The sequence below is a fragment of the [Actinomadura] parvosata subsp. kistnae genome (assembly GCF_900323885.1).
Classification (GTDB): Bacteria; Actinomycetota; Actinomycetes; order Streptosporangiales; family Streptosporangiaceae; genus Nonomuraea; species Nonomuraea composti.
This window is the reverse complement of sequence record NZ_OOHJ01000018.1, coordinates 2,795,461-2,818,990: the sequence shown is the minus strand read 5'-3', so window position 1 is coordinate 2,818,990 and position 23,530 is coordinate 2,795,461. Positions and strand designations below refer to the sequence as shown.

Genomic DNA, 23,530 nt, shown 5'->3' with positions numbered 1-23,530 from the left:
TGGGGTGCGGGCGCGGCGGCACCCCCCTTCACCCAGATCGACGAGAACGAGGTACCTGTGTGACCGACCCCAACATCATCAGCTACCTGCTCAACGCTGGTTTCGGCGGGGTCATCCTCTTCCTGTTCCTCAAGGGCTACGTGTTCGGCAAGCCTTCCATGGACAAGGAGACCCGGACCGCCGATCAGTGGCGGAAGCTGTACGAGACCGAACGGGCCGCGCACGAGCTGACCCGCAAGGGCCACGCGGAGGAGACGAGAGCGGCGCTCCAGTCCGCTGCGGAAGGCAGTAAGACGGCGGCGGTGCTGCTGGCCGAGATCAAGTCCCGCCTAAGCGAGGGCCCGAGATGACGCGACCAGAAGATCACGACATCGAGCAGGCCAAGCGCGAGGCAGAACAGTCGAAGCTGCAGGCCCAGCAGGAGTTCCGCGACGCCAAAGAGCGGGCGGCGCGGCACCGCTCGTGGGCGCAGACGCTGCGCGAACTGCGTGAGGCGAACGGCTTCTCCCGCCTGCTCGACGACGCGTTCGGAGGCGGCAGTGCGTGACGCCTTGTTCGACCTCGGGAACGTGCTGCTCATTCTGACGGCCCTCCTCGCTGACGCGTGTGTGGTCGCCCAAGCCCTGCTGGCGCGCTGGTGGCAGACACCCGCGGGCAGGCATGTGATGGCGTTCCAGGCGGTTCTCGCCGCGATGGCGTCGCTGTGGGCGCTGCGCGTGTGGCTGCCGGACGAGACCTGGCTGCTCACGGCCCGGTTCGTAGCGTTCGCCGGCCTGCCCGTCGTGCTGGCGTGGCGGCTGGCCATCATCATCCGCACCTGGCGTGCCAAGCGCCGCGAGCATCGGGAGGCGCAGTGAACATCTTGAGCCGGGCAGCGTGGGACGCCCGCGCCCCGAAGAGCCAGAACACGGTGTCGTGGGCCACCCGAACCGAGTTCTTCGTCCACCACACGGACGGCCCCACCACGCAGACCGTACGCAGCATCCAGGACTTCCACATGGGCCCGTCCCGCGGGTGGTCGGATGTGGGCTACAACTTCCTGGTCCGCGACGACGGCACCATCTACCAGGGCCGCGGCTGGCTCGTCGTCGGCGCCCACTGCCCGGACCACAACCGGACCGGCATCGGCGTCGCCTACATCGGCAGAAACAACCCGACCGACGCCGCGAAGAAGTCGATCCGCTGGCTGTACGACGAAGCGTGCAGGCGGGCCGGCCGGAAGCTGAAGAAGCTCGGCCACGGCGACCGCTACCCAACCGAATGCCCCGGCCCGGCACTGCACGCCTGGGTGAAAGCAGGCATGCCGGTCGACCACGCCGAGACCGACGACTCGTGGACGGAGACGCTCGTGAAGCAACTGCCCCTGCTGAAGCCGGGCGACGACAACTGGGACGTCAAGACCGCCCGCGGCCTCCTCATGCAGCGCGGCTACCTCCCCGAGGCCGTGTACGCGACGGTGGGGCTGAAGGGGTGGCTGGACCGCACCGTCTACGATCCCGAGCTGGTCGGGCTCATCAAGGGCTTCCAGCGGATCAAGAAGCTCGACGACGACGGCCTGTGCGGGCCGCTCACCTGGACCGCGCTGCTGCGCCTGTCATGACCCCGATGTGGCGGGACTACTTCCCCTATCAGACGTCTCTCCCCCGGCATCCCGAGCCCGAGGAAGAGCAGCCCGGAGACGGGCGCACACCTGGCCTCGTAGACGAGGCGAACTGAACGCCGTTCGGAACCTTAAATCCGGGCGTGATTTTATCGCGCCGATTCTTTAGGTCCTGACCTGCGCGATTAATCGTATTTCCGGAAAGTACACCCCTCGGACGCCCCGGGCATCGCCTGGGGCTTTTCCATGTCCCCTACAGAGGAGCACCCTCGATCATGCGCATCCCCAAGAGCGCGACCCTGCTGTCCGCCTCCGTCGTGGCCCTGGCCGCGTTCGGCCTGTCCGCGTCCGCCACGGTGGACCCGGACCTGTCGGTCACCCGCGTGAACTACAACGCGGTCGGCGCCGACACCACGGCGAACCGGTGGCAGGAGGCCATCTACCTGAAGAACACCTCCGGCGCTGAGCTCGACATCTCCGGCTGGAAGGTGCACGACACCTACCGCAACGCCGAAGACGAGTACACCAACGCCTACACGTTCCCGGCGGGCACCACCGTGAAGGCCGGCGGGCTCGTGGTCGTCACCTCCGCCGCCGGGGTGAACAAGACCGACCCGAACGCGACGCAGGCGTACTACATGGACTTCAAGAAGGGTCTGAACGGCCACTGGCTGAACAACGGCGGCGACACCGTGTTCGTGGAGAAGGCCAACGGCGACCAGGTCACGAAGTTCGTCTACGACTTCGACAATGGGTATTACGTGCGCTGATCAAGGTGTTGCGGATCGGCTAATTTTATCAGCGGGTTCTCAACACCCACGGGGGCGACGAACGGCCCGGGAATATACCGGCTCGCATACCGCCCGTCCTGAGCAGCACGAACACCGCTGCTCTTATAGTTTTGCGACCTGATCTGAGAGACAAACGCCATGATCAAGGTAGGTTCCGCCGCCAAGTCCATCGTCGCCGGCCTGTCCGCCGGTACGGCCGCGCTGGTGACTGCGATGGGCGACAACGTCATCGTCACCGGCGAGTGGGTGACGATCGGCCTGGCCGTGCTGACCGCGCTCGGCGTTGTGTACGCCGTGCCGAACGCGGAGCGGTCCGAGCAGCGCCGTCCGTACTGACCGGCGGCTCATAGACCACGGGTGTGAGGCCCGTGCTGGGGAAGCCCCCGTCACCTCCTTCGGGAGGTGGCGGGGGCCGTTTCATGCGTCCTTGGGCCAGGACTCCTGTGGGGCGACGAAGCTGCCGCGCCCTTGGACGGTCACTGTCCAGCCCTCTTCGGCGAGTGCTCGCATGGCTCGGCGGACGGTTCCGCGAGCGATCCCGAACTCCTGCTGCATCTGCGATTCGCTCGGGAGCGGCTGCCGCGGGGCGTAGTCGCCGGCCTTGATGCGGTCGCGGATGATCGCGGCGAGTTGGACCCACAGCGGCGTGGGGTCAAGCTGGTCGATCGTCACGCATAACACGTTACGGACGGCACTCACAGGCTTTGCGGCCGGTCCGGATAGCCTGGATAGCCGGGATAGCCTGTACATCCTGTCCATTGCTTGTCTATCGTCGAGGCATGCCCTCCAGGCCCCCTCTGAAGTGCCGTTACTGCCAAAAGACGATCGTCGAGGAGCGTGAAGGCTGGCGCTCCGACGAACGCAACCTCGCCGTTGATCGCGTTCTCTGTCCGGACTCGCCAGAACCGGACAGGTGGAAGCGGAAGCACCAGCCCGCCGCTCGGGAGATGTGTGCGGTCACCGCCGTCATGCGCCGTGTCTCCCCTCCGTGGTCGGGAACGCAGCACGTCGCCGGCGACGCCCCGTTGTGCCTGGGATGCGGGCACGAGGTGCGGCTCAACCGAGACCATCAGTGGGAGACCGAAGACGGATCCACCGTATGCACAGGCGGCGGCTCGCACCGGGTTGAGCAGGTCGTCCCGGATCAGCACATGTTCCGTGCAGGTGACCGGCCGTGAGCGTGTTCGACCCGACGCCCTGCCGCCGCTGCGGAGACCCCGTGCTGACGGCCCACGTCCTCGACGGGGACCGAGTCCTCCTCAACGCCGAACCGGTCGTCGGCGGCACCATCACCGCATGGCCGGTCGGCTCGAACCCCGGCAACATGTTCCTGCGGTGCGCCGTCCGCCCCGATCGGGCGCTGCCCCCGTACGACATGCCCGCCCACGAGAAGAAGCGTTGGGACGGTCGAGCAGCAGCCGCTTCACGGGCCTGGTACGTCCTTCACGTGCACGGCAAGACGTCACAGCAGATCGTCGAGATGCCGAGACGGCAGACCACCTAGACCGCCCGGCCCCCGCCTCCCGGGGTTCCTTGGAGAGGTGAACGACAGGTCGCGGGAGTCGGGCGCACAACCCTCCGGGGAGCTGGGAGGCCCTCCCGGAGGAGGTGGCCCCGCCGAGCAGACGCTCACGAGGCGGCGCGGGGCCACCAGCGCAAGCGCCCCCGCCCGAAAGCCTGTGGAGGGAGTCCGGGCGGGGGTCCAAGAGTCTGTCCGCCCCTCAGCCGCCAGGGGCGGGCAGACCCCGGCACGTCACTGCCGGGTACGGGTGGCCCCGTCTGACTCTGCCTTGGAGGGCCAGACCAGGAGGGCGGGGCCGCCCGGTTATCTCCTACCGAACCGTGCTCGCACCTCCCCCGAGCGGCGGCAGCGCGTACACGGCCGGAACCGCCACGGCAGGACCCACGATCGGATCGACCCCATGCCGCCGCACCGCCAGCACTTGACGAGCGGGTTCCGCGCGCCCGCCACGATGAGCACGATCACGACCGCCACAGCGATCAGGACAGCCGTTCCCGGATCCATCAAGGACCCCTCCTCCTGTAGCGGCACACCCGCTACGTGTGGCGGCACCGCTACAAGACCCGCCACGCGCTGACATGGGAAAACACACCCTTGTAGCGGGTAGCGGCCAGCCCCTGCCGGCCGCCGAACCCGCCGTTTCCGCCCTACCGGGAGGCCGCCCGGCCGCTACCGCTACCGCTCGACTCCAGCTCCCGCCGCTCCGCCGCCTGCCGAATCGCGGCCAGCTTGCAGCCCTTCAACGTGTCGCCCGTCTCCGAGTCGCGCACGTTCTCGCTCGGCACCCCGAGCTCCCGCAGCAGGGCACTGATCGACTCCTGCGTCTCCTGCGCGTACCCCTCCGGGAGCTGCTGCCGCAGCCGATCCGCCAGCAGCCGCCACGTCAGCTTGTCCTCGCCGCCGTAGAACACCTGCTGCACGTCGTACAGCACGTCCCGCACGTCGCGCGTCACGTCCTCGCCCGCCGCCATCCCAGACAGGGTGCCGGCCTGCTCACGCAGTCTCCGCGCCGCGATGAGGATCTTCTCGGCGTCCTCGGCGTCGGCCAGATGGAAGCGCACCGTCGGAGTGTCGTCGGACGCGCCGCGCAGCAGCCCCACACCCTTGTAGGTGGGCAGCAGCGCGGAGGAGTCGTAGCCCTCCGTCGCGGAGCCCTGCCCGAGCACCAGGTCCGACACCTGGCCCGAGCCGGTCCGCAGCGCGATCCGCACCTGGTGCTGATCCCGGTAGGAGATGAACGAGTTGGCCACGTCGCCGGTGCCGACCCCGGACGGCTTCTGCGTCGCGTCGACCACGATCACCCCGGCCGCCGGCGCCACCTTCACCAGGAAGACGAGCAGCTTGGCGATCTCCTTGTCCAGCTCTTTGTCGCCGGTGTCGAAGTACTCCTGGCACTCGTCGATCAGCACGAACCGCACCGGCATCCCGAACCGGGGGTCACGCGCGAGCTCGCGCGTCAGCTTGCCCTCCGGGCACACGTCCACCGGCAGCTCCGACAGCCGCTGATACCGCCACTGCACCTCGTCCTTCAGCTCGCGCAGCGTCTGCACGAAGATCTCCAGCGGGTCGCCGTCTCGGGACATGGCGAACCCAAAGCTGCATCGGTCGGCGACCAGCTTGAACTTGCGCCAGTCCGGAGAGCCCTTGCCGTCGAAGACGCACATCTTCACGTACGGGTCCAGCGCCGCATACAGGGCCAGCAGCCGGGCGGTGAAGGACTTGCCCTGCCGCGGTTGGGCGCCGACCAGGATGGACACCCACATCATGAGCAGCGTGACGGGCTTGCCGCGCTCGTCGAGGCCGAGCGGCGCGGGCTGCCAGATGTCGGTGGGCTGGAGCTTCAGCAGCGGGGTCCGCCCGGCCGGGATGGACAGCGGGTCCCGGTCGGCCACCCACAGCTTGTGCCGCCGGTTCGACGAGGGGTCGCGGGTCAGGAACACCTGGGAGACGGCCACGTCGAGGCCGGAGGCGAGGTCCTCCTTGGCCTTGAGCACGTGGCCGAATCCCTTGCCGTACGGAAGGTCGACCAGGACGGCGCTGCCGTCGCCCTCGCGCCGCATCACCGACCCGAACGTGACCTGCTGGCCCTTCTTGTCGGGGTCGCCGAGCTTCGCGGCGTAGTAGGCGCGCAGCACGATGTCGGGGTTCAGCTTGCGAAACCGGGGGGTGACCACCGCCGCGTGCACGATCCGCTTGTCCGGCGGGTGGCCGACCTTGGCCAGCACGGGCAACAGCACCGCGGCGGCGAGCACCTTCCCCCACCACGGGGCGAGGACCATCAGCGCCGCGGCGGCGGCGACGGCGGCGAGCAGGCCGACGCCGAACCAGGGCAGGCGGTTGCGGCGGTGCTTGTCCGCGACCGCCATGAACTTGAGCGCCATGTCCGGGTCAGGCGTCACCTTCGCGCGGGCCATGGTGTCGGAGTCGAACGCCCACCGGGCCGCGTACGCCAGCACCTTCCACAGCCCGGCCGGCGCCCACCAGAGGGCGAGCGCCGCGTACCAGGGGGTGCGCAAGGAGTGGTAGCCGAGCCGGTGCGCCAGCCGGCCGAGAAAGCGGCGGGCGGCGGCCTTGCGGTTCCCGCGCCGCAGCGACGCGGGAATGATCGGGCGCGTGTCGTGGTCGTGGGTGACGACGTCGGCGTAGACGGGCTTGCCGGCGTCAGGGTCGGGCTCGGTGTCCAGGTCGACCTCGTAGTGGGTGTCCCTCGCACCCTTCTCCGGTTCGGTGTCGCTCAACGGGACACCTCCACGAGCTGTCCGAGATACGACTGCAGGCGGCGGGCACGGTCTGTACCTACGCCCAACCGATCCTTGATCGTCCGGACGGGTGGCGGGGTGCCCATGGCGACGTCGGCGAGGAACTCGCGCAGCGCGACGGGGCCGAGCGGGTCGGCAACGGCGATGGGCTGGTCCGGCTGTACCTGCTCGCTGAACACCGGCTCGGCGTTGACGTCCTCCGTGTCCGCCTTCCCCGATCCGGGAAGGCGGACTACCTGCGGAGGTACACCCGCGAACGGGTCAGGTACAGGAGGCGCGGACGGGACCTCTGCGCCCATCACTTCGGCATCCACCGAAGTGATCGCAGGGGTCTCAGTGACCCTCTCGGCCTCCTCCGTGGCGGGGTCGGCCACTGGGGCAGGTACAGCGGGCGCGACCGCCGCCTCGGCCTCCTGGACGGCGTGCACGAGCGAGGGCGACTCGCGTAGCAGCTCGTGCAGAGCGGCCAGCGCCATGAGGTCGATGACGATCGAGAAGAACACCGCGGGCTCGTGGATGGGTACGCCTGGGATGGGGTCGGGTACGGCGTGCCGCAAAAGGTCGTAGATCCCCAGGAAGCTCAATCCGAGGCCGCCGAGCACGAGACCGAAGGTCAGCGTCCGCCGGAACGGCCCCACCTTCTCCTTGCGCAGCGCTCGCAGGGCGACGGCGTGGGACTGCATCGCGGCCAGGGCGACCGGGGCGACGCCGTACAGGAAGGCGAGCGGCTTGGGCAGGCTGGTGGCGGTCCAGGCGTGCCAGGTGTTCATGCTCATGGACACCAGCGCGGCAAGAACGAGCACGCCGATCGCCCAGAAGCGGCCGGGCGGGCTTGGAGGTCGCTCTGGCTTCTGATCGTCGGGGGCCCTAAGTTCGGACATCAGATCCTCTCCTGGTAGCTCAGGAACGGGGTCGAGGTCCCCTGCCGGCGCCGTAATCGCCGACAGGGGACCGGCTTCAGTGGGTGGCGTCCAGGATCCCGAGGGCGCGAGCGTCCCCCAGATAGACGGTCACGCGGCGAGTGCTCACGCCCAGACGTGTACCGATCTGTTCCCTGGTCAGCTTCTCGTCCCGCAACAGCCGAGCCGCTTCGGCAGCTCGGGCGCGAGCAGCGTCGGTCAGCCTCTGCGGGTCCACTCTCCGGACGGGGACGTGCCGTGCGCTATGGGCCGACTCCCCGAAATGGACGCGGATCTTCCTCGCTGCGCGCTTGATGGTGGACTTGACCGCCGCCTCGGTAGTCCCGACCGTCTCGGCCACCGTCGAGCAGGAGAGTCCGTCGACCCAGTGCATCTGGACCGCCTGCCGTTCGCGCGGCGTGAGGATCGCGAGGGCTTCGGTGACCTTCGCGCGGCACGCCTGCGAGTGCGCTTCCGCGGCACTCCCCTGACCGTGATCGTCCTCGTAGTGCCGGGCCGGATCCCACGTGTGGTCGGCGAACGCGCGCGGACTGACGTAGCCGGACTCCCAGTAGCCGGCGGTGAAGTCGACCAGGAGCGGCGGTCGGGGCCGGTCGGAAGCGGGCCGCGTCTTCATTGCCATGTATCGCGTCCACACGGCCATGAACGCGACCAGATCGCCAAGGAGCGCCCCTTGGCTCTGCTTCTCCAGCGCCTTCAGGTACGCCGTCTGGACCGCGTCCTCGATGTCTGCACGCCGTTCGACGTAGGCGGCGGCGATGCTCAGCAGCAGGTTCTGCTTGGTGCGGGCGACCGTCTCGAGGTCGTGGGCGATGCCGACGCTCATGAGTGCGCACCGCCGTTCCGCCCGGCCCGGTAGAGCGCCTGGGAGAACGCCGCCAGGTCTCGCACGTCAAGGCCGGCCAGCAGTTCCGACCAGTCGACGGCGGCCTGCGGGTACACGTACAGCTCGCGCTCGCGGCCGTGGACCTTGTAGACGAGCTGCACCCACGGCTCGTCGGGCAGGTCGCCCGGCCACTCGTGGAGCATCTGCCGGACCGTCAGCGAGGAGCCGATCGAGACGGCGGCACCGCCGTGGATGTGTTTGGTGCCCGGCTTGGCGTGGGTGGCTACGCACCAGGGGATGTGGCAGCTCACAGCTCGGTCACCCCGCTGATGCGGCTGGCGCCGATGAAGAGCAGGGTGGAGAAGTCGCGCAGGCCGCGCCGGTCGTTGAGGCCGGGCCCCTCGAACATGCGGATGATGTCCACGAAGGCGCCGGCGACGTGGTTGTCCAAGTCGATGTACGGGGCGTCCCCGCCGGGGTAGGCGACGCGGATGGAGGGCGGGGCGGATCCGTCCGCGGGGGCGAACAACCCCACCTCGATGATCACGTTGCGGTCGTCGATGTGCTCGATGAGGTCGATGTCGTCGCGATGATCCATGTTGGGGCGCTGGTGCGAGCTGGTGCACCAGTCGTAGACGGTGCACCGGTGCTGCGGTACGTTCGCGTTCAAGATCTCTCCCTGGTCCGATCAGGTGATGAGGTCCCAGGCCCCCGGCTGGTGTTTGCGCACCGGCCGGGGGCCGTTCCGCTATGTGGAGCTGCTCGTGTCCTCGCGCGCCTCGGAGTTGCAGGCGCACGAGGTGGCGTTGCAGCGGTTGTTCGCGTGGTCGAACGTGACGCCCTCGCGCTCGTCGAGGATGCTGAACAGGGTGGACAGCAGGCGGTGGCACTCGGCGTCGGAGAACGGCGACCGCTTCCGCTCGTCGAGGGCGGTCCGGGCGATGTCGATCGCGCTCATGTCGAGTTCGCTCGCGATCTGCCACGCGGACATGGCGCCCCACTGGAACGCCTTGAGGACGTGCTCTTCCAAGATCTTGGCCTTGTCCGCGAGCGCGTCGATCTCGGCGCTCATCTGGTCGGCCTTGGCTCGTGTGGCGTGCATCTCGACGGTGAACGCCTCCATGAACTCGCGGCTGAGCCCGACGTCCATGCCTCCGTCGATGAGGTCGCGAAGGTGCTGCAGGGCCTTGTCCGTGGTCGCGCGGGCCTGGTCGAGGGCGCTCGGCTGGGGCTTGTACAAGACGAGCCCGTCGTCCCTCCGGGTCACGGCGTATGTGACGTCTCCGTGCGTTTCCACGGTGGTCCGTGCCGTCTCGGCGTCGGAACGGACTGTGTTGCTGTTGGCCTCCTCGTTGAGGCCCGTCGTACGCTCTTGCATGGGCTGGGAGCCTTCTTCCCGGTCAAGGTCCTCGTCTGGTGTTGCGAGCGCCTGGCGAGGGCCGCCTAACCGCTGAGGGGAATCGCTTCTCTGTGGCGATTGCGGTAGTGCCCACACTACAAAGCGCTGATAGGAATCGCAAGAGACTTGCGCTAGTCTTTTGTCCATGGCCCAACAGGACCCACTCGGCAAGCTCGACGAGAGCACCCGCCGATACCGCGAGACAGAGTCCGAGCATGAGAAGGCGCGCAAGGCCGTCACTGAGGACGTCCTAGCCGCCCTGAGGGCCGGCGAGCGACCGACAGACGTTGTCGCGCACTCGCCCTTCACGGCCGCGCATGTACGGAAGCTCGCCCGAGACAACGGCATCGAGCCTGCCCCCCGAGGGGGTGGCCCGAAGAAGCGACAGTGACTCCCCTCGGGCCGCCCGTGGGCCGTCTGTGGGCCGTCAGAGAGCCGAATGCAGCCAATCACAACCAATTGCAACAAGCGGCGTTTTGCCATTTCAGGGAACGTTTGACGAATCCCTTCCGAGGTCAGGAAAACGCAGCAGGAACTACCAGCATTTCTCCAAGGGCGGAGGCTGAGAGAATTGCCCCATGGCGGCTAAGGACGGCGACGGGTGGGCCGAGTGCGCCCAAGGTCACCGGCACTGGGGGGTGCACGGCGCCTCCGGGCTGCTCGTCGTGCACCACGACGAGGCCGGGGTGCCGTACGTGCTGATGCAGAAACGCTCCTGGTGGAGCCACCACGGCGGCACGTGGGGGCTGCCCGGCGGCGCCCGCGACAGCCACGAGGACGCCGTCACGACCGCCCTGCGCGAGGCCCGCGAGGAGGCCGCGCTGGCCGGCGACGGGCTGCGCGTCCAAGGCGTCTACCTCGACGACCACGGCGGGTGGGCGTTCGAGACGGTGATCGCCGAGTCGGCCGAGCTGCTGGCCGCCGTGCCGGCCAACCGCGAGAGCACGGAGCTGCGCTGGCTCCCGCTGCCCGAGGTCGCCGAGCGCAAGCTGCACCCCGGCTTCGCCGCCACGTGGAGCGACCTCCAGGGCGCGATCAGGCCGGAGACCGTCGTGCTCGACGTCGCCAACATCGTCGGCGCGCGGGCCGAGCACGGCTGGTGGAACGACCGGCTGGGCGCGGCGACCCGGCTGCTGCACGACGTCTCGGGGCTGCGGCTGGCGCATCCCGTGCTGGCGCAGTGGTATCCGCGGATGGTGGCGGTCGTGGAGGGCGCCGCCAGGAGCGCGCCGGCCGTGCAGGGCGTCCACGTGGTCGCGGCCACCGGCAGCGGCGACGACGCGATCGTCGACGTCGTGCGCCAGGCCAAGCCGTGGGAGCGGGTGCTGGTGGTCACCGCCGACCGCGCGCTGAAGGAGCGCGTCACCGGCCTGGGCGCCGAGACGGTCGGCCCCAAGTGGCTGCTGTCACAGCTCGGCGGTTAGGGCCGCGGGCGCGGCCCTCTGGGCGGCTGAGGCTCGGCTCTCGGCGTGGCTGGAGCCCAGCTCTCGGCGTGGCTGGAGCCCGGCTCTCGGCGTGGCCGAGGCTCGGCGGGCCCGTGACTAGAGCTCGGCGGGCACCACGCGGTCGAAGGCGGCCTTGAGGCCGGTCACGTCGAGCACGCGTTGCAGCACCCCGTGGACGTTCACGATGCCTAAGGAGCCGGCGTGCGCGGAGACCCTGCGCTGATGCTCCACCAGCACCCACAGGCCACTGGAGTCGCAGAAGTCGAGCTCCGCGACGTCGATCACGACCGCCACCCGGCCCTCGGTGAACAACCGCACGAGGGCGTCTTTCAGCAGTGGCGCCGTGAGCTTGTCGAGGTCACCGGTGAGGCGCACGAGCGCGTCGGAGTCGCCGCGCTGCACCTCGACGTTGAGATCCGCCACCTCCTGAACGTACACCCCTGTCACCACAGCCGCTATCGTGGTTTCCGCACAGGAGGGTTCGCATAGTGGACGAGTGCAGCCGCCTTGAAAGCGGCCAGGTCAGCGATGGCCTCGTGGGTTCGAATCCCACACCCTCCGCCACCCGCTCCAGGGCTTCTGACCTGCCCTGGTGCACAGCTGAGCCACCCTGGTCAAGCCAGAACTGTGTGGCGCCCCCGCTAGTGTCACAGAGAGTAGTTGAATCGCTACCTTCCGTGTCGAAGGGTTGTGGATCTCCCCGCCCCCCGACTCGGAGGTACCTCGTGGCACGTATCGCTCGTAAGGTCATCGCTCCGCTCACCGCCGCCCTCACCGCCCTGACCGCGGCCGCGCCCGCCTCGGCCGCCCAGCAGGCCGCCCCGGCCGCGTACTTCGTGATGACCGACATCACCCGCGAGCAGTTCGTCGTCCAGATCACCGATCCGGACAAGATCCGGCACGCCCGCGAGCTGGTCAGCGGCGAGACCGGCGAGCGGCCCCACGTCGTCGGCCGGATCGCGAAGCAGAGGACCCCCTACAACGCGCGCTGGAGCTACCACTTCCGGCCCGAGACGGTCGACTTCTTCGACGTGGCCATCGAGGTGTGCGACGCCACGATCCCCTACGTCGAGGACCACCTGGACGAGGCCGGCGGGCCGTTCCTGCCCGGGCTCGTCTTCTGCCCATGGACCTCGCGGCTGGTCAGGGAGCTGCCCGCACCCTGACCCCCGCCAGGGAGGTGTGCCGCGCTGCCGGCCGCTCGCACCGGCAGCGCGCCGCCTCACTCCCTGATGCCCGCGAAGCCGTCGCCCACGCAGGCGGCGAGCTGCAGGTACGCATCCCGCGTCGGCTCCTGGAGCCGGTCGAGGTCGATCTCCGCGCCCTCCTCCAGATGCGGGTCGTACGGCACCCGGATCACCGCCCGGCACCGGGCCGCGAAGTGGGCCTCCAGCTTCTTGATGTCCACCGCCGACTTCGACCGGGGCCTGACGCTGCACAGCACCACGGTCGCGTTCTTGACCAGGTCGGCGTAGTGGTGCGCCTCCAGCCAGTCGAGCGTCGCGGAGGCGGCCCTGGCGCCGTCGACGGACGGGGAGCTGACCAGCACGATCTGGTCCGCCAGCCCGAGCACGCCGCCCATCGCGGAGTGCAGCAGGCCCGTGCCGCAGTCGGTGATGCAGATCGAGTAGAAGTTCTCCAGCACCTGCGAGACGGCCTGGTAGTCGGAGCCGCTGAACGCCTCCGAGACCGACGGGTCGCGGTCGGAGGCCAGCACCTCCAGCCGCGACGGCGCCTGCGAGGTGAACGCCCTGATGTCGACGTACCGCTTGACCTGGTCGCGCTCGTTGAGCAGGTCGCGCACGGTGGCCGAGGTCTCCAGGACGAGCTTGTCGGACAGCGTGCCCCGGTCGGGGTTGGCGTCCACCGCGATGACGCGGTCGCCGCGCACCTGGGCCAGGGTGGCGCCGAGGCCGACCGTGGTCGTGGTCTTGCCCACGCCGCCCTTCAGGCTCAGCACGGCCACGCGGTGGTGCCCGGCCGTGACCGGGGTGCGGGCCCTGGTGACGAGCTCGCGGCGGCGGCGCACCTCGGGCGACTCGCCCGGCTTGATCCAGCCGCCGGACGCCTTGTAGACGAGGCGGCGCCAGCCCTTGGCGGGCGCGTTACGCCGTCCGCGCAGCAGGGACTCCGGGTCGAGGCTCTCGGCGGTCGGCCGGCCGGTGAGCGGCGGCTTCGGCGACGAGGTGAACACCGGCGTGGGAGCCGGGCGGCGGCGCGGCGGCGGCGGGATCTCGCGCTCGGCGGGCCGCCACTCGGGCTGATCGGTCCGCTGCCGGTGCTCGGGCTGGTCGGTGCGCTGCCGCCGCAACTGCCGCTGCTCGGGTGCGTCGGCGCGTTGCTGCCGCAGGTCGGACGTCTCCTGCGAGCGGCCTGCGGTCTCCTGGATGCGACCGGACGTCTCCTGAGCGCGGTCGGAGATCTCCTGGGCGCGATCCGAGGAGGAGCGCTCGCCCCAGTGGGAGCGGTCCTGCTGCTGCTCCGACCACGTGAGGCGCTGCTCCTGGCCGCGGCCCTCCGGCTCGTCCCACTGCGGGCGGTCGCTCCTCGGCAGCGTCTCCGGCGACTCGGCGGCCCACTGCGGGACGTCGGCCCGTGGCAGGGTCTCCGGTGACTCGGCGGCCCACTGGGGGACGTCGCCCCCCGGCGCCTCGGCCCATGAAAGCGCGGGCTTGTCCTGCGACTCGGCCCACTGCGGCAGGTCGGCGCGCGGCGGCTCGGCCGGCGCCGGGACGGGCTCCTCCGCTGCCGGAGCCGCCGAGGCCGCCGGGGTTGCCGGCTCCTCCCAGGACGGCCGCTCGTTGCGGGGCTGGGTGTCGGCCCACGCGGCCTTCTCGGGGGCCGGCGGCGGCTCCTCCGCGCGTACCTCCGCCCGTGCCTCCGCACGTACGGACTCATCCGCGCGAGCGGGCTCATCGGCAGGAGCGGCCGGGGGCTCCTCCGCGCCCGGGCGCGGCCAGTCGGGCGGCTGCACCCAGGCCGTCTCCTCCCCGGAGGGCGGCCATGCCGTCTCCTCGCCCGAGGGCGGCCATGCCGTCTCCTCGCCCGAGGGCGGCCATGTGGTCTCCTCGGGCCGTTCGGGACGGGCCTCGGCCTGCTCCGGCGGGACGAACGACAGCGAGGGATAGGCATCGGTGTCGTCGGGGCGCGGCAGCGGCTTCAGCGGCGCGTGGAAGGGGTCGTCCTCGGGCGCGGCGGGCTCTTCCTTGACGGCGGCCCGGCCGAGCCACTCCCCGGCCTCGCTCTCCCGCTCGGGGACCTCCTCGGCCGCCTCGGCGCCGTACACGGAGTCGACGGCCGCGCGGAACAGCGGCGGCGTCGGGGTGTCGTGGTGCTGGGGCACTAGGGACCACGGGTCCTGGGGGTACGGCGATGCGACCGGCTCGTCGGCGGCAACGGCCGAGGCGCTGACGGGAACGGGCTCCTCGTCCGACTCCTTGATCGCGTCCAGCCAGGCCAGCTGTTCCTCGAGAGATTCCTCTCGATCGTGTCTTGCCACCGTGTTCCCCCTCGGGTGGGTCTAAAGGGGCAGCAAATACCTTGCAGATTATCGCCATGGGTAACCGTGGAGCCCGGCAACCCACAACTTCTTTGCCCGGCTACCGTGGTTCGCATGCGAGCCATTGAGATCGCCGGGCCGGGCGGACCAGAGGTGCTGGAGTGGCGTGAGGTGCCGGATCCACAGGTGGAGCGCGGGGACGTGCTCATCGACGTGACCGCCTCGGCGGTGAACCGGGCCGACGTCCTGCAACGGCAGGGATTCTACGACCCGCCGCCCGGCTCGCCGCCGTACCCGGGGCTGGAGGTCTCGGGGGTGGTGGCCGAGGTCGGGGCGGACGTGGAGCAGTTCAAGCCGGGGGACGAGGTGTGCGCGCTGCTCGGCGGCGGCGGTTACGCCGAGCGCGTAGCCGTGCCGTGGCAGCAGGTCATGCCGGCGCCTGCCAATGTGCCGCTGCGCGCGGCCGCGGGGCTGCCCGAGGTGGCGTGCACCGTCTGGTCGAACGTGTTCATGGTCGGCCGGCTGCGCAGGGGCGAGACGCTGCTGGTGCACGGCGGCGCCAGCGGGATCGGCACGTTCGCGGTGCAGCTCGCCAAGGCGCTCGGCGCGCACGTCGTCACCACCGTCGGCTCGGCCGCGAAGGCCGAGCAGGTCAGGGAGCTGGGCGCGGACGAGGTCATCAACTACCGCGAGGAGGACTTCGCGGACAAGGTACGCGCCGACGTCATCCTCGACATCATGGGCGCGAAGTACCTCACGGGCAACGTCCGCGCGCTGCGCACCGGCGGGCGGCTGGTGATCATCGGGCTGCAGGGCGGCCGCAAGGGCGAGATCGACCTCGGCGCGATGCTCTCCAAGCGGCTGTCGGTGCACGCCACCACGCTGCGCGCCCGCCCCGTCGACGAGAAGGGCGTCATCGTACGCAGCGTCGTCGACAACGTCTGGCCCCTGGTCGAGGCGGGTGCGGTGAAGCCTGTCGTCTACGCCGAGGTGCCCATGGCCGAGGCCGCCGAAGCTCACCGAATGTTGGATTCGGGAGAGCACGTCGGCAAGATCCTGCTAGTACGGTGAGTGTTATGAATGCTGAGGACAACAACACCCCCCACATCGTGGTGGTGGGCCCCGACTTCCAAGGTCAGGGCGATAACGGCGAAGATGATCGATCGGTGACCAACCTGGTCGAGCAGCCCGCCAAGGTGATGCGCATCGGCAGCATGATCCGCCAGCTTCTCGAAGAGGTCCGCGCGGCCCCGCTCGACGAGGCCAGCCGCAAGCGGCTGAAGGAGATTCACGAGTCCTCCATCAAGGAGCTCGAGGACGGGCTGGCGCCGGAGCTGGTGGACGAGCTGGAGCGGCTCTCGCTCCCGTTCACCGACGACAACGGCACCCCGCCCAGCGAGGCGGAGCTGCGCATCGCGCACGCCCAGCTGGTGGGTTGGCTCGAAGGGTTGTTCCACGGCATCCAGACCACGCTGTTCGCGCAGCAGATGGCGGCTCGTGCCCAGCTTGAGCAGATGCGCAGGGCGCTGCCCGGCGCGCCTGGCGTGCCGGGTGAAGAGGGCGGGCGCCCGCACGGCGGCTCCGGCCCTTACCTGTAGCGGCGCCGGCGCCCCTGCCGCCCGTAACGGCTGCGGCGGCCCCTGCTGCTGTCCGTAGCGGCTTCGGTGCCCCATGCTCTCCGTAGCGGCTTCGGTGCCCCCTGCTATCCGTAGCGGCGCAAGCGCCTGCTGCGGATAGCCGCTGGACGCGGCTATCCGTAAAGCTCCTCAAGCACTCGGGCGACGCCGTCGTCGTCGTTGGCGGCGGTCACGTGATCGACCGCCGCCAGCACGTCCGGATGCGCGTTGGCCACCGCGTACGACGTGCCTGCCCAGCTCAGCATGGGCAGGTCGTTCGGCATGTCACCGAACGCGACGGTCTGCGTGTCCTTGATCCCGTGCTGCGCCGCGAACGCCGCGAGCGCGCTCGCCTTGGTGACGCCCTGGGCGCTCATCTCGATCAGGCCCCTCCGGCTGGAGTGCGTGGCCGTGACCAGGTGCCCCACCAGCTCGTCCACGATGGCCTGCAGCTCGTCGGCGCCCATGGCCGCGTGCAGGGCGAGCAGCTTGGCGCAGGGCCGGGCGGTCACCGAGTCGACCCGCACCGCTCCCTGGTGCCGGTCCAGGCCGCCCAGCAGGAAATCGGACTCATGCGCAAAACCGGCTTCATACTCGACCGAAAATACGAGTTCGGGCACGTTCGCTCTTAGCTGAGCGACGACTTCCTCGAGTACCTCCACGGTGATGAGGTGAGATTCCACTATCCGTTCGGTATGGAGATCGTAGATCAGGGCTCCGTTCGCGCAGATGGCCAGGCCACGGTGGCGGACGGCGGCGGCGACCCCGCCCATCCACCGGGGCGGACGCCCGGTCACGAAGGCGAGCACAGCGCCGGATTCCTCGACCTTGCCGAAGGCGGCGACCGTGCGGGGAGACACGGTTCCGTCCGTACGCAAGGCGGTACCGTCGAGGTCGGTGGCCACTAGCCGCGGCGCGGGAAGACTCTGCATAACAGGTTCCAGTTTGCCCGGTGATGCCGCCGGACAGAAATCTTCCTGAGGACGGGAACACCAACGCTCCAGAATGGTGTTAGATGTGATGGCGTTGTATTAGCTGATCCCGTAGTGAAAACCAGCATGACTTTGTCTGAGCCACCCCGGGTGCTTGCTGTACGACACACCGGGACCCACGAGGTGTGGGTCCCATAGATTCACATCCTGAGGGAGAGCTTTTATGGCTCAGGGAACCGTCAAGTGGTTCAACGCCGAGAAGGGCTTCGGCTTCATCGCCCCGGACGGCGGTGCGCCGGACGTGTTCGTTCACTTCTCCGAGATCGTCGGCAACGGCTACCGCAGCCTTGAAGACGGCCAGCGGGTCGAGTTCGAGATCACGCAGGGACAGAAGGGGCCGCAGGCCTCTCAGGTCCGGGCCCTCTAACCCACCTGTAGCAGCGAGATAGACCGGGGTTCGCTCCCAGCGGGCTCCGGTCTTTTGCTTGTCCGGGGCCAGGGGTTTCGGTCCTCCCGGCGCCCGGGTCTCGGGCCGGCCGAAGCGTGAGAAAGATCACGAAGGCGGTGTCGGATCGGTCACGGGTGTGACTCGACTCACACATCTCCCGAACCGCCCGCCTTGCCCGGCCATCGACCTGAGTATGAGGTACGCGTGGTTGTGTCACCCCGTGACCATTGCCGGGGTCCTCGTGCTCTTGGTCAACGACCACCTGCTCAAACAGTCGTGGCCCGGCCCCGTCACGGGCAAGCTCAGCGACGTCGCCGGGCTCGTCGTGGCGCCCGCGCTGGTGGCCCTGCTCTTCTGGCGGCGCGCCGACCTGGCGGCGACCGTACTCACCGGTGTGCTCTTCACGGCCGTCAAAACGACGGAGACGGGCGCGGAGCTCGCCTCCCAAGCCTGGACCCTCGTGGCGGGCCCGTCGCGCGTCCTGGCCGACCCTACGGACCTCCTGGCGCTGCCCGCCCTCGCCCTGGCGTGGTGGGTACGGCGGCGCACCCTCGGCCACCCCGGCTCGGCCCGCCGGCGGATCATCGTGACGATGCCGCTGGCCGTGCTCGCCGTCGCCGCCACCTCGGGCCCGATCCCACCGCCCTCGGCCACGGCCGTGGAGGTGAGCCCCTCCGGGCGCATCACCGTCCACACGGACCGGATGCTGGACCTGGTGTCGGAGGACGGCGGCCGCACCTGGACGGAGCGGACCGGCGAGGACAAAGGACGGCCGGCGCAGAGCGCCCAGTGCGTCCCCTGGCAGCCCGCCCGCTGCTACCGCCTGGTCCAGGGCCGGATGGCCGTGGAGCAGTCCGACGACACCGGCGTCACGTGGCACACGTCCTGGGAGCCGTCGGCGGATGACCTGAAGCGGCTGAGCCGGCAGTACCGGCCCGACGGGCTGCGCTCGCGGTCACTGGCCGTGCGGGAGCAGCCGAACGGGCAGCACGTCGTCGTCGTGGCGGACGGCATGGCGGGCATCACCGTCCGCGACGCGTCGGGCACGTGGCGGCAGATCGGCTGGCCCGGCACCGAGGCGGCCGAGGTGGGCGTGGAACCCGAGCAGAACGTGGCGATCTTCCTTGCCGCCTGCATGCTGTTCGCCGGGGCGGGGGCCGGGATGCGCCAGTTCACCCTGGCCTACACCGGCTCCGCGCTCGCCGCCTGCTCGGGTCTGCTGCTCCTGGTGCGCTCCGAAGTCCTGCCGCCGTACCCGGAGGTCGTCCTGGGCGTGCCCGTCGTCCTCATCGGGGCGGCCCTGCTCCTGGCGGGCGTCACGGTCTGCCTCGTGCTGGCCATAGCCGGCAAGGCCCGCCCGGCCTCCGCCGCCATCGGGGCGCTGGCCGCGCCGCTCGTCTACGGGGCCGTCTACCTGCCGTTCACGGGCTGGGCGCGGGGCACGCCGGACTCGTACACGCTCGCGCTCGCGCTCGCCGTCCTGCTGACCGGCCTGGTCGTGCTGGCGAGCGCCGCCGCCATCAGGAGGGACGCCCGCCGCGCGACTTCCGGCTACTTCGCCGGCTCCAGCACGTCGAGGCCCACGTAGGGCCGCAACGCCTGGGGGACCACCACGGAGCCGTCGGCCTGCTGGTGGTTCTCCAGGATCGCCACGATCCAGCGGGTCGTGGCGAGCGTGCCGTTGAGCGTGGCGAGGTGCTGCGGCTTGCCGTCCTTGTCGCGGTAGCGGACGGCGAGCCTGCGCGCCTGGAACTCGGTGCAGTTGGACGTCGAGGTCAGCTCGCGGTAGCGGCCCTGCGTGGGGATCCACGCCTCGCAGTCGAACTTGCGGGCCGCCGACATGCCGAGGTCGCCCGCCGCCGTGTCGATGACGCGGTACGGGACCTCGATCTTGGCCAGCATCTCCTTCTCCCAGCCGAGCAGCCGCTGGTGCTCCTCGTGGGCGTCCTCCGGCCGCACGTACGAGAACATCTCGACCTTGTCGAACTGGTGCACCCGGATGATGCCCCTGGTGTCCTTGCCGTAGGAGCCCGCCTCGCGGCGGAAGCACGACGACCAGCCGGCGTACCGCAGCGGCAGGTCACCGGCGTCGAGGATCTCCTGAGCGTGGTAGCCCGCCAGCGACACCTCGGAGGTGCCGACGAGGTAGAGGTCGTCTTCAGGCAGCCGGTAGATCTCCTTGTCGTGGGCCACGTGGAAGCCGGTGCCCTGCATGGTCTCCGGCTTGACGAGCACCGGCGTGATCATCGGCGTGAACCCGGCCTCGATCGCCTGCTGCATCGCCATGTTGAGCAGGCCGAGCTGCAGCCGCGCGCCGACGCCCTTGAGGAAGAAGAAGCGCGAGCCCGAGACCTTGGCGCCCCGCTCCATGTCGATGGCGCCCAGGGCCTCGCCCAGCTCCAGGTGGTCCTTCGGCTCGAAGTCGAACGTGCGCGGCTCGCCGTGCGTCTCCAGCACGACGTAGTCGTCCTCGCCGCCGGGGGGCGCGCCCTCCTCGACGATGTTGGGCACCGTCTGGAGCACCTCGTCGAGCTCGGCGCCCAGCTTCTCGGCCTCCGACTCGGCGGCCTTGACCTGGCCCGCGAGCTCCTTGGCGCGCTGGAGCAGCGCCGCCTTCTCCTCGCCCTGCGCCTTGGAGACCGACTTGCCCATGCTCTTCTGCTCAGCGCGCAGCGACTCGAACGAGGTCAGCGCGGATCGGCGGCGCTCGTCGAGGTCGAGCAGCGTGTCGACGACCGAGTCGTCCTCACCGCGGGCACGCTGCGACGCCCGTAGCCGGTCGGGGTCCTCACGAAGGGTACGCAGGTCAATCACAAGGGCAAGGCTACCGGCGGACGGAGGCGCCGCGCCCCTGCTTTCCCGCGTACGCCGTCAGGTGCTCAGGCCTCCCCGGCCCTGACCTTGGCCAGCCACTCGCCCGCGTACGCGGTCAGGTGCTCAGACCTGCCCAGCCCTGACCTTCGCCAGCCACTCGCCCGCCTCCGCGAACTCCGGGTCGGACGTGCCCCGCTTGATCTGCGGCGCCACGCCGTCGGCCCGCGGGTAGCTGCCGAGGAAGCGCACCTCGCCGCAGATCCGGTGCAGCCCCGCGATCGCCTCGCCCACGCGGGCGTCGGCGACGTGCCCCTCGAAGTCGAAGTGGAAGAAGTAGCGCCCGATGCCGTCGCCGGTCGGCCGCGACTCGATGCGCGTCAGGTTGACCCCGCGCACGGAGAACTCGGTCAGCATCTCCAGCAGCGCGCCCGGGTGGTCGTCGGCCAGGAAGACCACCAGCGTGGTGCGGTCGGAGCCGGTCGCCTCCGGCAGCGGCCCCGGCCGGCTCACCTTCACGAACCTGGTCACGGTGTCGGAGCGGTCGCCGATGTCGCCGGCCAGCTCCACCAGCCCGTAGTGCTCGCCGGCGATGCGCGCGGCGATCGCGGCGTCGTACGGCGAGCCGGGCAGCGACACCTCCTGCGCGGCGGCCGCCGTGGACGGGGCCGCCACCACGACGGCGTCGGGCAGCTCGCGCGAGATGTAGGCGCGGCACTGCGTGATCGCCGCCGGATGCGTGTAGACCCGCTTGATGTGCGGGATCTCGGTGCCGGGCCGGGCCAGGAGCGAGAACTGCACGGGCAGCAGCAGCTCGGCGTTGATCAGCAACGGCTCGCCCCAGGCGAACTCGTCGAGCGTCGTGGTGATCGCACCCTCGATGGAGTTCTCCAGCGGCACCACCGCGCCGTCGGCGTCGCCGGAGCGGGCCGCGTTCAGCGCGGCGCTCACGGTGGCGCAGGGCAGGCGCTCGGCGGTGGGGTCGAGGAGCCGCAGGGCCTCTTCGGTGAAGGTCCCTTCCGGTCCGAGATAGGCGAGTCTGGGCATACTTACAGGCTATCCGCAGGTGGACAGCGCCCGCCGCCATTTCGGCCACCGAGTCACCGTACGGACTGAACTCACAGCAGCTCGGCGGCCCGGCACGCGACCACGGGACCGTGCCCCAGCCTGGCGGCCCGCACCGCCTCTTCCTCCTCCGGCGACAGCGGCTGCTGCCCCTTCCCGCCCACCACGCCCCGCACGTACGTGCGGGTCTCGCTGCGCCCGTTGATGGACGTCAGCACGATCCCGTCACCCAGCCCGTTGATCATCGCCACGGAGAACGACAGCCGCCCGGTCATCTCCGACAGCGCGTCGTACCGGCACACCGCGACGTCCCTGATCGCCTTGAGATCGCCGCGCCCCTCGCTGATCTGCCGCGAGAGCATCCGCTGGCAGTCTTCCACCGTGGCCCTGGCCTGGCGCAGCGCCAGGTAACCGATCATCACGCCACTGATTCCGGCGACGACGCCCACGATCACCCATGTGGTAACGAGCACGGCACCGAGCGTAATGGCTGGGTCAAGCGATCCGGCGGCGTTTCGGCAGCCAGGACACCAACAACCACACCAGGGCCACCGCACCCAGCCCGAACCCGTTCTGCACGATCTTGCCGAGCACCAGGCTGACCCCAGGGATCTTCAGGCTGATCAGCGACACCCCCCACCACGGGACCGGCACCACGTAGAACAGCCACACACCCGCCGCCACCCGCAGCCGCACCGGGTCCCGCCCGTCGCCCACGATCGCCGCCAGCACCACGACCACCCACGCCAGGTGGTGGATCCACGCCACCGGCGACAGCAGCACCGCCATCAGCCCCACCAGCGCGACCGCCGTGAGCGTGTCACCCGCCCTGTACGCCTCCCGCGCCCCCCGGAACCCGAACCAGCCCACCACGACCACGATCGCCGCCCACACCAGCAGCGTCAGCCACTCCTGCGGCAGGTACAACCGGATCAGCATGCCGCGGATCGACTGGTTCGTCGTGGCCGCGTTCGCGCCCAGCCGTTCAGGATCGAGCAGCGCCGAGAACCAGAAGTCCGCCGCATCCTGCGGGATCACCGCGAACGGCAGCAACGTGAGCACCGCCGCCGCGAACGACGCCATGAAGAACGTCCGCCACTGCCTCGTCACCAGCAGGTAGATCAGGAAGACGCCCGGAGTCAGCTTCACCGCCGTCGCCAGCCCGATCAGGAACCCCCGCGGCCACCACGGCCGCCGCACCACGCAGTCCGCCAAGCACAACGCCACCAGCAGGATGTCCACCTGCCCGAACCTGACCTGGTCCCTGATCGGCATCAGGTACGTGCACAGCACCATGAGCAGCGCGAACGCCCACGGCACGTACCTGCGCAGCGACTCCCGCTCCAGCACCTGACGGAACGACAGCCACACCGTCACGGCGAGCGCCACGAAGATCCCCGCCGTCCAGACCCACTGCGCCGTCTCCCACGACATCCACGCCAGCACCACCGCCAGCATCGCGGCGATCGGCGGATACGTGAACGGCAGCAACTGCGGCGCGGGCGTGACGTAGTCGTACACCGGCCGCCCGTCGAGCAGCATCTGCCCGCCCGTACGGTAAACGTCCAGGTCCACGAGCCGCTGATCGTCGGGGTTCGTCAGCCACGTGTCCACCAGCGGCGCCACCGCGACCGCGACGACGAGCACCACGACCGCCCACGCCCACCACTGCCGCCGGATCACGCCCACCTCGCCACTTGTCACGGTGTGGCACGTTACCGTGGCTGTTGTTGATCGAGGGGCAGACTACTGGGGGTCCGTACATGCCGAACGCCACGCCGCGCCCGCGCGAGGCCCGGTACGCACCACACCACCCCGCCCGCCGCCCCACCCGCACCCTCGCCACCGCCCTCCTCGCCCTCCCCCTCACCCTCCTCCCCACCGTCCCGGCCACAGC

At 70.0% G+C, this 23,530-nt stretch carries 27 protein-coding genes and 1 tRNA gene; 14 read left to right on the top strand and 14 right to left on the bottom strand.

The features are described 5' to 3' along the window. Window positions 1-59: 59 nt before the first annotated feature. The 6 genes from KIS93_RS33165 (at window position 60) to KIS93_RS33140 (ending at window position 2,727) form a co-directional block, all read left to right on the top strand. A complete protein-coding gene (locus tag KIS93_RS33165) occupies window positions 60-350 on the top strand; it encodes a hypothetical protein (RefSeq protein WP_080043958.1) in 291 nt (96 codons plus the stop codon). Beyond that, window positions 347-547: a DUF7620 family protein gene (locus KIS93_RS33160; RefSeq protein ID WP_080043959.1), complete on the top strand. Its 201-nt coding sequence runs from the start codon at window positions 347-349 to the stop codon at window positions 545-547. Before KIS93_RS33165 ends, KIS93_RS33160 begins: the two co-directional genes overlap by 4 nt. Continuing rightward, a complete protein-coding gene (locus KIS93_RS33155) occupies window positions 540-857 on the top strand; it encodes a putative phage holin (protein ID WP_080043960.1) in 318 nt (105 codons plus the stop codon). Before KIS93_RS33160 ends, KIS93_RS33155 begins: the two co-directional genes overlap by 8 nt. After that, window positions 854-1,600 carry a peptidoglycan recognition protein family protein gene (locus KIS93_RS33150; RefSeq protein WP_080043961.1) on the top strand — a complete coding sequence of 249 codons (747 nt, stop codon included), beginning with the start codon at window positions 854-856 and terminating at the stop codon, window positions 1,598-1,600. Before KIS93_RS33155 ends, KIS93_RS33150 begins: the two co-directional genes overlap by 4 nt. A 275-nt stretch (window positions 1,601-1,875) precedes the next feature. Continuing rightward, window positions 1,876-2,370: a lamin tail domain-containing protein gene (locus KIS93_RS33145; protein WP_080043962.1), complete on the top strand. Its 495-nt coding sequence runs from the start codon at window positions 1,876-1,878 to the stop codon at window positions 2,368-2,370. 159 nt (window positions 2,371-2,529) lie between these two features. After that, on the top strand, window positions 2,530-2,727 hold the full coding sequence (locus tag KIS93_RS33140; RefSeq protein WP_222107681.1) for a hypothetical protein: 198 nt from the start codon (window positions 2,530-2,532) through the stop codon (window positions 2,725-2,727). Window positions 2,728-2,808: 81 nt separating this feature from the next. Here KIS93_RS33140 and KIS93_RS33135 read toward each other — a convergent pair whose 3' ends face one another. Then, a complete protein-coding gene (locus tag KIS93_RS33135; RefSeq protein WP_080043963.1) occupies window positions 2,809-3,063 on the bottom strand; it encodes a GntR family transcriptional regulator in 255 nt (84 codons plus the stop codon). A gap of 502 nt (window positions 3,064-3,565) precedes the next feature. On the opposite strand from KIS93_RS33135, the gene KIS93_RS33130 reads away from it, so the two are divergent. After that, complete coding sequence (locus tag KIS93_RS33130) at window positions 3,566-3,895, top strand: hypothetical protein (RefSeq protein WP_080043964.1); 330 nt, start codon at window positions 3,566-3,568, stop codon at window positions 3,893-3,895. A 665-nt stretch (window positions 3,896-4,560) separates the two neighbouring features. Here KIS93_RS33130 and KIS93_RS33125 read toward each other — a convergent pair. The 6 genes from KIS93_RS33125 to KIS93_RS33100 form a co-directional block, all read right to left on the bottom strand. After that, entirely contained in the window at window positions 4,561-6,651 is a 2,091-nt protein-coding gene (locus KIS93_RS33125) for a cell division protein FtsK (RefSeq protein ID WP_080043965.1), read from the bottom strand. Next, a complete protein-coding gene (locus KIS93_RS33120; RefSeq protein WP_080043966.1) occupies window positions 6,648-7,553 on the bottom strand; it encodes a hypothetical protein in 906 nt (301 codons plus the stop codon). The genes KIS93_RS33125 and KIS93_RS33120 overlap by 4 nt, the downstream gene beginning before the upstream one ends. Window positions 7,554-7,629: 76 nt before the next feature. Continuing rightward, on the bottom strand, window positions 7,630-8,418 hold the full coding sequence (locus tag KIS93_RS33115; RefSeq protein ID WP_080043967.1) for an RNA polymerase sigma factor: 789 nt from the start codon (window positions 8,416-8,418) through the stop codon (window positions 7,630-7,632). After that, window positions 8,415-8,729 (bottom strand): hypothetical protein, encoded by a 315-nt coding sequence (locus tag KIS93_RS33110; protein WP_080043968.1) that lies wholly within the window; start codon window positions 8,727-8,729, stop codon window positions 8,415-8,417. The genes KIS93_RS33115 and KIS93_RS33110 overlap by 4 nt, the downstream gene beginning before the upstream one ends. After that, window positions 8,726-9,088 (bottom strand): hypothetical protein, encoded by a 363-nt coding sequence (locus KIS93_RS33105; RefSeq protein WP_080043969.1) that lies wholly within the window; start codon window positions 9,086-9,088, stop codon window positions 8,726-8,728. Before KIS93_RS33105 ends, KIS93_RS33110 begins: the two co-directional genes overlap by 4 nt. A 78-nt stretch (window positions 9,089-9,166) precedes the next feature. Further along, on the bottom strand, window positions 9,167-9,796 hold the full coding sequence (locus KIS93_RS33100) for a hypothetical protein (protein WP_080043970.1): 630 nt from the start codon (window positions 9,794-9,796) through the stop codon (window positions 9,167-9,169). A 599-nt stretch (window positions 9,797-10,395) separates the two neighbouring features. Between KIS93_RS33100 and KIS93_RS33095 the strand changes: the two genes are divergently transcribed. Then, window positions 10,396-11,241, top strand: coding sequence for an NUDIX hydrolase (locus KIS93_RS33095; protein WP_080043972.1), 846 nt, complete (start codon window positions 10,396-10,398; stop codon window positions 11,239-11,241). 117 nt (window positions 11,242-11,358) lie between these two features. Here the strand turns inward: KIS93_RS33095 and KIS93_RS33090 are convergent, their stop codons facing one another. Further along, a complete protein-coding gene (locus tag KIS93_RS33090) occupies window positions 11,359-11,712 on the bottom strand; it encodes an STAS domain-containing protein (protein ID WP_186404545.1) in 354 nt (117 codons plus the stop codon). A gap of 24 nt (window positions 11,713-11,736) precedes the next feature. Here KIS93_RS33090 and KIS93_RS33085 point away from each other — a divergent pair. Both KIS93_RS33085 and KIS93_RS33080 read left to right on the top strand, forming a co-directional pair. Beyond that, window positions 11,737-11,826, top strand: a tRNA-Ser gene (locus KIS93_RS33085). A 161-nt stretch (window positions 11,827-11,987) separates the two neighbouring features. After that, window positions 11,988-12,428, top strand: coding sequence for a BP74-related protein (locus KIS93_RS33080; protein ID WP_186404544.1), 441 nt, complete (start codon window positions 11,988-11,990; stop codon window positions 12,426-12,428). Window positions 12,429-12,484: 56 nt separating this feature from the next. Here the strand turns inward: KIS93_RS33080 and KIS93_RS65860 are convergent, their stop codons facing one another. Further along, window positions 12,485-14,761, bottom strand: coding sequence for a nucleotide-binding protein (locus tag KIS93_RS65860; protein ID WP_230465687.1), 2,277 nt, complete (start codon window positions 14,759-14,761; stop codon window positions 12,485-12,487). A 114-nt stretch (window positions 14,762-14,875) separates the two neighbouring features. Here KIS93_RS65860 and KIS93_RS33070 point away from each other — a divergent pair, with 114 nt between their 5' ends. Further along, a complete protein-coding gene (locus KIS93_RS33070; RefSeq protein ID WP_080043974.1) occupies window positions 14,876-15,832 on the top strand; it encodes an NAD(P)H-quinone oxidoreductase in 957 nt (318 codons plus the stop codon). Window positions 15,833-15,837: 5 nt separating this feature from the next. Next, entirely contained in the window at window positions 15,838-16,359 is a 522-nt protein-coding gene (locus tag KIS93_RS33065) for a bacterial proteasome activator family protein (protein ID WP_080043975.1), read from the top strand. Window positions 16,360-16,511: 152 nt separating this feature from the next. Here KIS93_RS33065 and KIS93_RS33060 read toward each other — a convergent pair whose 3' ends face one another. After that, window positions 16,512-17,282, bottom strand: a complete 771-nt coding sequence (locus KIS93_RS33060; protein WP_329607653.1) for an HAD family hydrolase — start codon at window positions 17,280-17,282, stop codon at window positions 16,512-16,514. 250 nt (window positions 17,283-17,532) lie between these two features. On the opposite strand from KIS93_RS33060, the gene KIS93_RS33055 reads away from it, so the two are divergent. Further along, the gene (locus tag KIS93_RS33055; protein WP_080043977.1) at window positions 17,533-17,736 is read left to right on the top strand and encodes a cold-shock protein; all 204 of its coding nucleotides are present in this window, start codon (window positions 17,533-17,535) and stop codon (window positions 17,734-17,736) included. A gap of 241 nt (window positions 17,737-17,977) precedes the next feature. After that, window positions 17,978-19,345, top strand: coding sequence for a hypothetical protein (locus tag KIS93_RS33050; RefSeq protein WP_080043978.1), 1,368 nt, complete (start codon window positions 17,978-17,980; stop codon window positions 19,343-19,345). Here KIS93_RS33050 and serS read toward each other — a convergent pair. The 4 genes from serS to KIS93_RS33030 all read right to left on the bottom strand — a co-directional run bounded on the left by serS (window position 19,309) and on the right by KIS93_RS33030 (window position 23,337). Beyond that, window positions 19,309-20,571: a serine--tRNA ligase gene (serS, locus tag KIS93_RS33045; RefSeq protein WP_080043979.1), complete on the bottom strand. Its 1,263-nt coding sequence runs from the start codon at window positions 20,569-20,571 to the stop codon at window positions 19,309-19,311. The two genes, KIS93_RS33050 and serS, sit on opposite strands and share 37 nt — an antisense overlap. A 123-nt stretch (window positions 20,572-20,694) precedes the next feature. Further along, on the bottom strand, window positions 20,695-21,615 hold the full coding sequence (pheA, locus tag KIS93_RS33040; RefSeq protein ID WP_080043980.1) for a prephenate dehydratase: 921 nt from the start codon (window positions 21,613-21,615) through the stop codon (window positions 20,695-20,697). 71 nt (window positions 21,616-21,686) lie between these two features. Continuing rightward, complete coding sequence (locus KIS93_RS33035; RefSeq protein ID WP_230465688.1) at window positions 21,687-22,106, bottom strand: DUF4446 family protein; 420 nt, start codon at window positions 22,104-22,106, stop codon at window positions 21,687-21,689. Between the two features lie 22 nt (window positions 22,107-22,128). Further along, entirely contained in the window at window positions 22,129-23,337 is a 1,209-nt protein-coding gene (locus KIS93_RS33030; protein WP_230465689.1) for a glycosyltransferase 87 family protein, read from the bottom strand. Window positions 23,338-23,530: the final 193 nt, after the last annotated feature.